The sequence below is a fragment of the Gelidibacter salicanalis genome (assembly GCF_007997285.1).
Lineage (GTDB): Bacteria > Bacteroidota > Bacteroidia > Flavobacteriales > Flavobacteriaceae > Gelidibacter > Gelidibacter salicanalis.
Genome location: NZ_VORX01000006.1, coordinates 1 through 12,417 on the forward strand (window position 1 = coordinate 1; position 12,417 = coordinate 12,417).

Consider the following 12,417-nt stretch of genomic DNA (forward strand, 5'->3'; position numbering starts at 1 on the left):
CGAAATGGTTGATTAAAAATTCAGGAAGAATGAGTTTCAGTAGGTCCAAATAATTTTCCAAAGTCAGGTTTTTTTTGCAAAAATCAAAATTCTATTTCAATTCACACACAACTTTTAGGAATGATCCTCGAAGTAAGCCCTAGTAGGCCAACAAGAATTGAAATCCCGATTTAGAAATAAGTCGGGATTTTTTGTTTGACAGCTCTATCTACTAGGGCGAGAAGTTTATGCTGAGCGAAGACGAAGTGAGCCCTAGTAGGCCAACAAGAATTGAAATCCCGATATAGCAATATGTCGGGATTTTTTGTTTTTTGGATTTTCTTTAAATAGAACATAGAAAATAGAATAGAGAGAAGAGAGAAGAGAGAAGACTGTTCGATTACTAAATTATCCCAAATTTGATTATTAAGGCTGACTCAAGTCTAACAGCGCTGCGGTCTTGATTCTTGGTTCTAGCAGCGTAGCGATCTTTTTTACAAGAATAGAGAGAATAGAGAAGAGATGATGGGGAGCTAGAATCAAGTTCTGACTTTTTATTCCAATTGTGTAAATTAGGCTTTATCCAGATTCCAAAAATCCAAATCTCAAAATAAAGCCCACTCCAATCTAACAGCGCAGCGGTCTCTATTCTCTATTCTAATAGCGAAGCGGTTTATTTCAACAGCGAAGCGGTCTATTTTAAAAGAACTGAGAGAATAGAAAAAAGAGAAGAGATGATGGGGAGCTAGAATCAAGTTCTGACTTTTTATTCCATCCAATTGTGTAAATTTGGCTTTATCCAGATTCCAAAAATCCAAATCTCAAAATAAAGCCCACTCCAATCTAACAGCGCAGCGGTCTTGATTCTTTATTCTAATAGCGAAGCGATCTATTTCAACAGCGAAGCGGTCTATTTTAAAAGAACTGAGAGAATAGAAAAAAGAGAAGAGATGATGGGGAGCTAGAATCAAGTTCTGACTTTTTATTCCATCCAATTGTGTAAATTTGACTTTATCCAGATTCCAAAAATCCAAATCTCAAAATAAAGCCCACTCAAATCTAACAGCGAAGCGGTCTCAATTCTCTATTCTAATAGCGAAGCGGTCTATTTCAACAGCGAAGCGGTCTATTTTACAAGAATAGAGAGAATAGAAAAAAGAGAAGAGACGCCTGGGAGCTAGAATAAAGTTCTGAGTTTTTATTCCAATTGTCTAATTTAGACTTTATCCATATTCCAAAAATCCAAATTTTATTATCAAAGCCGAGTCAAATCTAACAGCGCAGCGGTCTTGATTCTTTGTTCTAACAGCGCAGCGGTCTATTTCACAACAGCGCAGCGGTCTCTATTCTCTATTCTAATTGCGCAGCGGTCTAAATTCCTATATTTTAAAAGTAATCACTGGGCGTTTCGCATGATTCACCAGGTCTTCACTAATGCTGCCATTAAAGAAATGCGCAATCCCCTGTCGGCCATGGGTGCTGATGCCAATTAAATCGGCATCAATCTCTTTTGAAAAGTTCAAAATGCCCATTTCAACACTCTCATCATTGTAAATGTGTGTGGTATAGTCTTTAAAATCAGAACCTTTTATGAAATCCTGGATCCGGCTGTTGGCTATTGCCGTAGGTGTAAAACTATTGGCGGTATTGACCATGACCAAATACATTTTGGCGCCAAACAATTTTGCGATGTCGGTGGCTTGTTTGTAGGTCTCTCGATTATCTTTGTTAAAATCTGAAGCAAATACAAATCGATCTACACTAAATTCGGCGTGCTCATTCTTGATAACCATCACCGGAATATCTGAGGTGCGGACCACTTTTTCAGTATTAGAGCCAATAAACATTTCTTTCAGTCCTGAAGCTCCGTGAGATCCCATGACAATCAAATCGACATTATGTTCGTGGCAGGTATCAATAATGCTGCTGAATGAGGGATAGTTTTTTACAATATCGTGCACCACAATACCTTTCAGATAATCTCGAGACAAAAGGTCTTCAAATTTTTGTTGGGCTAGTTTCACAAAAAACATGGCTTCTGGTAAAGGGCTGGCCGTGTTCATCATATCAACTTCTTGCATGGGCAGCTCGAGCATGTGCAAGATAAAGATTTCAGAACCATGTTTTTTAGCCAACTGAGCGGCTACTTTTAGGGCGTTTTCGGCCTGTTCTGAGAAGTCGGTGGGTACAAGAATTTTTTTCATGAGGTGGAAGATATGTAGTTAATCCTAAATTTAATAATAAAAATCGACTTTATATCCTTTGGATAAATCAATAAAAAAATTGTATATTTGCACCGCTGAATGGTAAAAGAAAACACGAGGGGACAAGAAAGTCCCCTCTTTTTATACTAATTATATGCTGAGTGAGAAGACAGTTAAAGACTTAATTAATAACGGATTAGAAGAAAGGCCAGATCTTTTTCTAATCGATTTGAAGATAAATTCTGATCATAAAATCAGCGTGGTTATTGACGGCGATAACGGTGTGACTGTAGAAGATTGCGTGTTTGTAAGTCGGGCCATTGAGAACGATTTAGACCGAGAAGAAGTCGATTTTTCTTTGGATGTGGCCTCAGCGGGTGCCACATCACCTTTGATTAATGAGCGTCAGTATAAGAAAAACATCGGCAGAACTTTGGAAGTGAAAGCAAAACCTGATTTGAAAATTGAGGGTGAATTAACGGAAGTTGATGAGGCTGGAGTGACTTTAGAGTGGACAACAAAAGAACCGAAACCAGTAGGTAAAGGTAAAATAGTGGTAAATAAGCAGGCTAAAATTATGTATGATGATATTTTAGAAGCTAAAGTGATAATAAAATTTTAATTCGATAAGTTATGGAGAATATTGCGTTAATTGATTCTTTTTCAGAATTTAAGGACGATAAATTAATCGATCGTGTCACCTTAATGGCGATTTTAGAAGATGTTTTGAGAAATGCATTGAAGAAGAAGTATGGAGATGACGATAACTTTGATATCATTATAAATCCTGATAAAGGAGATTTAGAAATCTGGAGAAACAGAATTGTTGTCGCTGATGGTGAGGTAGAAGAGCCTAACCAAGAGATTGAATTATCTGAAGCACGCAAAATTGAACCGGATTTTGAAGTAGGGGAAGATGTTGCAGAAGCCGTAAAACTTATCGATTTAGGAAGACGTTCTATTTTGGCATTGCGTCAGAATTTGATTTCTAAAATTCATGAGCATGACAATACGAATATCTACAAGCACTTTAAGGATTTAGTAGGTGAAATTTATACGGCGGAAGTACACCATATCCGTCACAGAGCTATTATTTTATTGGATGATGAAGGCAACGAGATCATCCTTCCAAAGGAAAAACAAATCCCTTCTGATTTCTTCCGTAAAGGAGAAAATGTGAAAGGTATTATAGAAAGTGTTGAACTTAAAGGTAATAAGCCAACCATCATCATGTCTAGAACCGCTCCGGTATTTTTGGAGAAACTGTTCGAGCAGGAAATTCCAGAAGTTTTTGACGGTTTAATTACGGTTAAGAAAGTAGTACGTATGCCAGGTGAGAAAGCGAAAGTTGCGGTAGATTCTTACGATGATAGAATTGACCCTGTGGGCGCTTGTGTAGGGATGAAAGGATCTCGAATTCACGGTATCGTTAGAGAGTTGGGCAATGAAAATATTGACGTCATTAACTACACCAGTAATATCCAGTTGTTCATCACCAGGGCTTTGAGTCCAGCAAGGGTGACCTCTGTAAAACTTAACGAAGAAACCAAACGCGCTGAAGTGCTTCTTAAACCAGAAGAAGTGAGTAAAGCAATTGGTAGAGGCGGTCACAATATTCGATTGGCTGGACAGTTGACAGGATATGAAATTGATGTCTTTAGAGAAGGTGCTGAAGAGGATGTTGAATTATCAGAATTTACTGATGAAATTGAAGGTTGGATCATTGCAGAATTCAGCAAAGCAGGTTTAGATACTGCTAAGAGTATATTAGAACAAGATGTTCAGGATCTGGTTAAGAGAACCGATCTAGAAGAAGAAACCATTTTAGATGTTATCAGAATTCTTAAGGAAGAATTTGAAGAATAACACATATTAAGTTATATTAGAAGCAATTTATGGCTGATACAATTAGATTAAATAAAGTATTAAGAGAACTCAATATTTCCATTGATCGTGCAGTTGATTTTTTAGAATCAAAGGGCGTGACGGTGGAGAAGAGTCCCAATACGAAAATATCAGAGGATGTTCACTCCATTCTTTCCAATGAATTTCAAACTGATGCCAATAAGAAAATGGCCTCCCAGGAGGTTAGTGAGGCAAAGTTGAAAGAAAAGGAAGAATTGCGTGAGCAACGTGAAAGAGAGATTGAGGAGAAACTGAAGAAGGAAGAGGCCAGCAAACAAGTTGTTAAAGCAAGAGCGTCTTTAAGTGGGCCAAAACAAGTAGGTAAAATTGATCTGGATCCTAAGAAGCCGGAAGCAGTTGAAAAACCTAAACCTGAAGCGCCAAAGGTTGAAGAGAAACCTAAGACTGAAGAGCCTAAGGTGGACAAGCCTGTTGAAGAACCAAAGCAGCCTAAGCCTTTGGAGCAACCTGCACCCGTTGAAAAAGCTGCACCTGTAGCTAGGGAAACGCCAAGGGTGGAAGCTAAGGAAGAGCCTAAAAAGGTAGAGACACCTAAAGAAGAGATTAAAAAAGAAGCTCCAGTTGTAAAAACTGAAACGCCAAAAACTACGGAGGCCCCTAAAGGTCCTGAAGTGGCGCAAACACCAAAAACTCCTGAATTTGGTGATGAGCAAATCAAAACACAATATCAAAAATTAACCGGACCTAAAATTGCCGGTGAAAAGATAGATCTTTCTCAGTTTAATAAACCGAAGAAGAAAAAAGAAGAGAAAAAGCCTGCTATTAGTGACGCTAACAAGAAAAAGAGACGTCGTATTAGCAAAGGGCCTGCAGCTCCTGGCGATAAGCCGGCTTTTGGTGCTAATAGAGGTGCAAGTCCAAATTACAAAGGGAAACCTGGTAATAGAACCAGTACTGTAAAAGAAGAACCAAGCGAAGCTGATGTACAAAAGCAAGTTCGTGAGACACTTGAAAAACTTCAAGGGAAAACGAATAAAGGCAAAGGTGCTAAATATAGAAGAGACAAGAGAGATCAACACCGTACACAAACGGAAAAGGATATCGAGCAGCAAGCAGCGGAAAGCAAAGTGTTGAAAGTAACTGAATTTGTTACGGCAAGCGAGGTGGCTACGATGATGGATGTGCCAGTGACGCAAATCATCTCAGCATGTATGTCGTTAGGGATGATGGTGACCATGAACCAACGTTTGGATGCTGAAACTTTATCAGTAGTTGCTGATGAGTTTGGGTATGATGTGGAGTTTGTAACCTCTGATCTTGAAGACAGCATAGTTGTTATTGAAGACAAACCTGAAGAGTTGATTGAACGTGCGCCGATTGTTACCGTAATGGGACACGTCGATCACGGAAAAACGTCACTTTTGGATTACATTCGTAAGGAGAACGTTATTGCTGGAGAATCTGGTGGTATTACACAGCATATTGGTGCTTACGGCGTACAGTTAGAAGGCGGTCAGAAGATGGCATTCTTAGATACACCGGGTCACGAGGCCTTTACAGCCATGCGTGCTCGTGGAGCTCAAGTAACCGATTTGGCGATTATTGTAATTGCTGCGGATGATGCGATCATGCCACAAACTAAAGAAGCTATTGCCCATGCGCAAGCAGCGGGTGTGCCAATCGTTTTTGCGATTAATAAAATAGATAAACCTAGTGCAAATCCTGAAAAAGTAAAAGAAGGCTTGGCACAAATGAACTTGTTGGTTGAAGACTGGGGTGGAAAAATCCAATCGCATGATATCTCCGCTAAAACAGGGGAAGGGGTTAAAGAATTATTGGAGAAAGTATTGCTAGAAGCCGAATTGTTAGAGCTTAAAGCAAATCCAAATAAAAATGCCGTTGGTACGGTAGTAGAAGCCTTTTTAGATAAGGGTAGAGGATATGTATCTACCATCTTAGTACAAGCTGGGACATTAAAAGTTGGAGATTATGTACTTGCTGGTAAAAACAGTGGTAAAGTAAGAGCAATGCATGATGAACGTGGAAATGACGTGAGAAGTGCAGGACCTTCTACACCAGTCTCCATCTTAGGATTGGACGGGGCGCCACAGGCAGGTGATAAGTTTAACGTCTTTGCTGATGAGCGCGAAGCGAAACAAATTGCAGCAAAACGTACACAGTTACAACGTGAGCAATCTGTAAGAACACAACGTCACATCACGCTTGATGAAATCGGTCGTCGTATCGCCCTTGGAGATTTCCAAGAGTTGAACATTATTCTTAAAGGTGATGTGGATGGATCAGTGGAAGCTTTGACCGACTCGTTCCAGAAATTGTCAACTGAAGAAATTCAGGTGAACATTATCCATAAAGGAGTAGGGGCCATTACTGAAAGTGATGTGTTGCTAGCTACTGCGTCTGATGCCATTATTATCGGATTTAACGTACGCCCAATGGGGAATGCACGTCAAATTGCAGACAAGGAAGAAATTGATATCAGAATGTACTCTATTATCTATGACGCGATCAATGATCTTAAAGATGCGATGGAGGGCATGTTGTCTCCTGAGCTGAAAGAAGAAATTACGGGTACCGCTGAGATCAGAGAAATCTTTAAAGTTTCTAAAATTGGAACGATTGCCGGATGTATGGTGACTACAGGTAAGATCTTCAGAAATTCAAGCATCCGCTTGATTAGAGAAGGTGTGGTTGTTTACACAGGAGAACTGTCCTCATTGAAACGATTTAAGGATGATGTTAGAGAAGTTTCTAAAGGTTATGATTGTGGTATGCAAATTAAAAACTATAACGACATTAAAGAAAATGATGTTATCGAAGCGTTCCATGAGGTAGAAGTGAAAAAGAAATTGAAATAATTTAACACTATAGAATTAAAAAAGCGACTCCGAGAGTCGCTTTTTTTATGTCTTATAGTTTGGGATGTGAAATGTTCTTAAAGTCTCTTACGCCGTCTAAAAGGTGTTCAGTTTTATTTGAAAATTGAGTCCTCTATTGATCCCTAGAAACCTTTCATAAGAATTTTGATCTTACGTAGTCTCGGCAACGATGACATGGGTTCAAACTGACTGTTTTTATTTGATTTTAGGCAACAGGATAAACGCATTAGCATAGCTTTTCTTAACCGTCATGAGGGCGCGGTCAGCTTCTAATCGTGTTCTAAAATTTCCCACCCAAATCTTGTAATTTGGTTGTTCGTATTCAATGGAATTACTCCATTCTGGGAACAAACTGGTGGCTTGGCTTTTTGCAGACTCTGCGCCACTTCTGGAGCCATTATACACCTGAATTCTAAAAGCCTCCATACTGCGCAAGTCTTTTTTAAACTCTAACAGTTTTTCAATATCTTTTGGTTGTTCAACGGAAACCGTGCCTTGTTGGGCCACGACCACATGAGTGCTAGAAAAAAGAGTAAGGGCAATAAAGGCTAATTTTACAATAGGTTTTATCATGGTGTTTTATGCTTTTTAATTATATATTCCTTGTTTGATGTTGTAATTGATTTATACTTAACCATTCACAATTTGCAAAAATATCAAATTTAATTTGCAATCCGCTCATGTCATTTTAATTAACTAGAATAAGGGTTGGTTTATTATTTAGAATGTTTATAAATTATCAATTAACAGAACTGTAACATTTCCATAATCGACTTTAAGTATTACTTTTGCGAGAGATTTTATAACTGTATTTTTTTCTTTTTAAATGAAAAAATCATACCAAAGTTTGGAAGATAATTCAACTAATAATATGAAACAGGTGATACACCGTAAATTGGCCGCTAATCTACTACAATTAGGGTTCCTTATTTTACTTACGTTTTCAACATCGCTTCACGCTCAAGATGGTGATCCTGCCAAGGGAAAAACATTATACAACTCCAATTGTGCCGCATGTCATAAGTTAGACGGGCCAAGTACGGGTCCAGCGCTTCGCAATATTGAGCAACGGTTGGCTGATGAGCAAGGTCTTGATAGAGCTTGGTTGACAGCGTGGATACACAATAGTGCCGGTCTTATTAAGTCTGGTGACCCTTACGCGAATCAAATTTACAACGAGTACAATAAAATGCCAATGAGCCCTTTCCCTCAGTTGTCAGATCAGGATATCAGTGATATCTTGGCCTACACTGGTGAAGAAAAAGCAGCTCCTCCAGCTCCAGTAGCTGGTGCTGAGCCTAATGCTGGTTCAGGCGGCGACTCTGGAACTTCAAATACATTAATTCTTGGAGCCCTTGCCGTTTTATTTGCCTTGTTGGCCATGGCGCTAATTTTGGTAAGACGCACATTAAACCGCTTTGCTGAAGCTAAAGGTGTGATGGTTGAAGATCAAAAAGGAGTTTCTATTTGGAAAGCATTTGTTCAGAATCAATTCTTAGTCATTGTAGCCGTTATTATGTTGTTATTAACTAGTGGCTACTTTGTATACGGTTACTTTATGCAAGTGGGTGTTGATCAAGGTTACGCACCAGTGCAACCAATTCACTATTCCCATAGAATCCACGCGGGCGATAATGCTATCGATTGTAAATACTGTCACTCCTCAGCGAGAGTTAGTAAGCAATCTGGTATCCCTTCCTTAAATGTGTGTATGAACTGTCATAAATCTATTTCTGAAGTGTCTCCAGAGACGCTCGCTGAAGGACAGGAATATGGTGTAGATTACAACAAGGAAATTGAAAAACTTTATGCTGCTACAGGGTGGAGTGTTGCTGATCAGAAATACATAGGAGAGCCACAGCCGGTAAAATGGATCCGTATTCACAACTTACCTGACTTTGCTTACTTTAACCACTCCCAGCACGTTACAGTTGGTGGTATTGAATGTCAAACGTGTCACGGTCCTGTTGAAACTATGGAAATCATGTCGCAACATGCACCATTAACTATGGGCTGGTGTATCAATTGCCATAGAGAGACCGATGTGAAGGTAGAGGATAACGCGTATTACACTAAAATTCACGAGCAGTTATCTAAAAAATATGGTGTTGAAAAACTTACCGTTGCACAAATGGGTGGTTTGGAATGTGGTAAATGCCATTACTAAATACTAACAAGGAGCACAAGTTCTTTTACAGACGCTCTTTTGAACAAACAAAAAAAGGTATAATATCTTAGAATTACGATTGAAGAATTACGATTGCCAAAACTAGTGACAATCTGTAAATTAGAATCGTAGATCGGAAATCAAAAATCGTAAATATAAATTATGTCATCAAACAAGAAATACTGGAAAAGTGTTGAGGAGCTAAATACAGACAGCTCTATTGTTGAGGCACTTAGACAAAATGAATTTGTTACAGAAATTCCAACTGACGAATTTTTAGGTAATAAATCCAATTTAGAAAAGTCTTCAACAACACGTCGTGATTTCTTAAAATATGTTGGTTTTAGTACAGCAGCAGCTTCTTTAGCAGCTTGTGAAGGTCCGGTGGTCAAATCGATTCCTTACGTTGTACAACCAGAAGAGATCATACCTGGTGTGGCTAATTACTACGCTACAACAATTGCTGATGGTTTTGATTTTGCTAGTGTTTTAGTGAAAACTCGCGAAGGTCGTCCAATTAAAATCGAAAGTAATGATCTAGAAGCTGCCAAAGGCGGTGTTAACGCTAGGGTTCACGCTTCTGTTTTAGGATTATACGACAACTTAAGAGTAACAGGCCCTCAGAAACAAGGTAAGAACATTTCGTGGTCAACTTTCGATTCTGAAACCAATCAGAAATTGACGGATGTGATGAATGGCGGAAAAGAGATTGTGTTATTGACCCAAACTTTTGCAAGTCCCTCTACCAGCAAGTTGATTTCAAAATTTAAGGAAAAGTATGGTTCTGTACGTCACGTAGTATACGATGCCGTATCTGAATCTGCGGCATTAGACGCCTTTCAAGCAAAATACGGCGTACGCGCTTTTGCAAGTTACGATTTTTCGAAAGCAGCGGTAATCGTTTCTGTTGGAGCTGATTTCCTTGGCGATTGGCAAGGTGGCGGATTCGAAGTTGGTTATGCTCAAGGACGTGTCCCTAAAGACGGGAAAATGTCCAGACATATTCAAGTAGAATCTAACATGTCTTTAACCGGAGCCAATGCGGATAAACGTATTCCGGCGACGCCATCACAACAAAAACAGATATTAGCTAAACTATTCGGTTATATCACTGGTCAATCTGTAGCTACAGATTTGCCTTCACACATTGATGAAAGCATCCAAAAGGTAGCTTCTGAATTGAAAAGAGCAGGAAGTAATGCTGTTCTTGTGACAGGTATTGATGATGTGAATGCACAAACGGTGGCATTAGAAATCAATGCGGCTTTAGGTAGTAAAGCTTTTGATGCTGCAACGCCAGTTAAAACCAGACAAGGTAGTAATAAAGAGGTAATGACTTTAGTGGCTGATATGAAAGCCGGGAAAGTAGGTGCCCTTATCATGAGTGGTGTGAATCCACTATATACCTTGCCAAATGCAAAGGAATTTTCTGAAGGATTAAAGCAAACAGAATTGTCTATCGCATTCTCTATGAAAGCTGATGAGACTGCTTCTGAATCACAATATATTGCTGCATCGCCTCACTATTTAGAATCTTGGGGAGATGTAGAACTTAAAAAAGGTCATTTTGGGTTAACCCAGCCAACCATTCGTCCACTTTTTGACACACGTCAATTTCAAGATGCGTTGTTAAAATGGACAGGAAGTGATCTTTCGTATTACGATTTCATCAAAGAAAATTGGGATACTGGTGTACTCGGTGGTGCTTCATTTAATCAAGCATTACACGATGGGATGTTCGTATCTACTGGGTTGACCAGTGTATTGGCATCAGGGCCTGAATCAGCACCGGAAGGTGATGTTGCTGCCCAATCCATGACGGCCTCTTCTGGAGGAGAAGCTGCTAGAACATTAGCTAGCGCTGCCAAAGGTAAAGGCATGGAGTTACAACTCTATACCAAAACTGGTATGGGCGATGGACAACAAGCTAATAACCCTTGGTTACAGGAGTTTCCTGATCCAATTACCAGAACGTCTTGGGACAACTATGTAACGGTTTCTAGTGCAGATGCAAAAGAATTAGGCATCAAAAACTGGCATGTTGCTGATGGTGGTCTTAACGGTAGCGTGGTTGAAATAACGGTTAATGGTGTTGCCATGACGGTACCTGCAATCATCCAACCAGGACAAGCAGTGGGCTCTTTAGGAATGTCATTTGGTTACGGACGTACCAAAGGTCTTAAAGAAGAAATGCAAACTGGAGTAAACGCTTATAAGTTATATACCAACTTCAATAACGTTCAAGATGTTTCAGTGAAGGTTGTTGCGGGAGAGCACGAGTTTGCGTGTATCCAATTGCACAACACCTTAATGGGACGTGGGGACATCATCAAAGAAACCACACTTGAAATTTTCAATACAAAGGATAAGGATTATTACAATGCCGTACCAAAAGTTTCTTTAAATCACGTCGAAACTTCAATAAGATCTTCTGATGTTGATCTTTGGGATGAATTTGATCGCTCTATTGGACATCACTTTAACTTGTCTATTGATTTGAATTCGTGTACAGGCTGTGGCGCTTGTGTTATTGCATGTCACGCTGAAAACAACGTTCCGGTAGTAGGGAAAGCTGAAGTAAGAAAAAGTAGAGATATGCACTGGTTGCGTATTGATAGATACTATTCTTCTGAAGACACCTTTACTGGAGATATTATTAAGAAAGAATCTGCTAGTGGCTTAACTGGCGATACAGGTATTAAGAATACTTTACACGAAATGGAAATTGCTGCTGACAATCCTCAGGTAGCGTTCCAACCTATGATGTGTCAGCACTGTAACCATGCACCTTGTGAAACCGTTTGTCCGGTGGCAGCAACATCTCATGGACGTCAAGGTCAAAACCATATGGCGTATAACAGATGTGTTGGTACACGTTACTGTGCAAACAACTGTCCTTATAAAGTGCGTCGTTTCAACTGGTTCTTGTACGCTAAGAATGATGAGTTTGATTACCACATGAACAATGATCTTGGGCGTATGGTATTGAATCCTGATGTCGTTGTGCGTTCTCGTGGAGTGATGGAAAAATGTTCATTGTGTATCCAAAAAACACAAAAGACGATTCTTGATGCCAAACGTGATGGTCGTGAAATTAAGGATGGCGAATTCCAAACAGCGTGTTCTGCGGCTTGTGGCACTGGAGCGATGGTTTTTGGAGACATCAACGATAAAGAAAGTAAAGTTGCGAAACTCAAAGAAGATAAACGTATGTATCACGCACTGGAATACATTGGTACCAAACCAAATGTACAGTATCAGACTATTGTGAGAAATACAACCGAAGCATAGTAAATTAATTAAG

Annotated in this window: 7 protein-coding genes; 5 read left to right on the forward strand and 2 right to left on the reverse strand. The window is 39.4% G+C overall.

The window, feature by feature from the left end; genetic code table 11:
• Positions 1–1,358: 1,358 nt before the first annotated feature.
• Entirely contained in the window at positions 1,359–2,183 is an 825-nt protein-coding gene (locus ES711_RS12270) for a universal stress protein (RefSeq protein ID WP_146893598.1), read from the reverse strand.
• A gap of 154 nt (positions 2,184–2,337) precedes the next feature.
• Here ES711_RS12270 and rimP point away from each other — a divergent pair, with 154 nt between their 5' ends.
• The 3 genes from rimP to infB are packed head-to-tail and all read left to right on the forward strand — an operon-like array spanning position 2,338 to position 6,925.
• Positions 2,338–2,805: a ribosome assembly cofactor RimP gene (gene rimP / locus ES711_RS12275; protein ID WP_317129874.1), complete on the forward strand. Its 468-nt coding sequence runs from the start codon at positions 2,338–2,340 to the stop codon at positions 2,803–2,805.
• Positions 2,806–2,816: 11 nt separating this feature from the next.
• Positions 2,817–4,049, forward strand: a complete 1,233-nt coding sequence (gene nusA, locus ES711_RS12280) for a transcription termination factor NusA (protein WP_146893599.1) — start codon at positions 2,817–2,819, stop codon at positions 4,047–4,049.
• 29 nt (positions 4,050–4,078) lie between these two features.
• Entirely contained in the window at positions 4,079–6,925 is a 2,847-nt protein-coding gene (infB, locus tag ES711_RS12285; RefSeq protein WP_146893600.1) for a translation initiation factor IF-2, read from the forward strand.
• Positions 6,926–7,141: 216 nt separating this feature from the next.
• Here the strand turns inward: infB and ES711_RS12290 are convergent, their stop codons facing one another.
• Complete coding sequence (locus ES711_RS12290; protein WP_146893601.1) at positions 7,142–7,519, reverse strand: SPOR domain-containing protein; 378 nt, start codon at positions 7,517–7,519, stop codon at positions 7,142–7,144.
• 298 nt (positions 7,520–7,817) lie between these two features.
• On the opposite strand from ES711_RS12290, the gene ES711_RS12295 reads away from it, so the two are divergent.
• The gene (locus ES711_RS12295; RefSeq protein ID WP_146893602.1) at positions 7,818–9,113 is read left to right on the forward strand and encodes a c-type cytochrome; all 1,296 of its coding nucleotides are present in this window, start codon (positions 7,818–7,820) and stop codon (positions 9,111–9,113) included.
• Between the two features lie 162 nt (positions 9,114–9,275).
• Positions 9,276–12,404 carry a TAT-variant-translocated molybdopterin oxidoreductase gene (locus ES711_RS12300; protein WP_146893603.1) on the forward strand — a complete coding sequence of 1,043 codons (3,129 nt, stop codon included), beginning with the start codon at positions 9,276–9,278 and terminating at the stop codon, positions 12,402–12,404.
• Positions 12,405–12,417 lie beyond the last annotated feature (13 nt).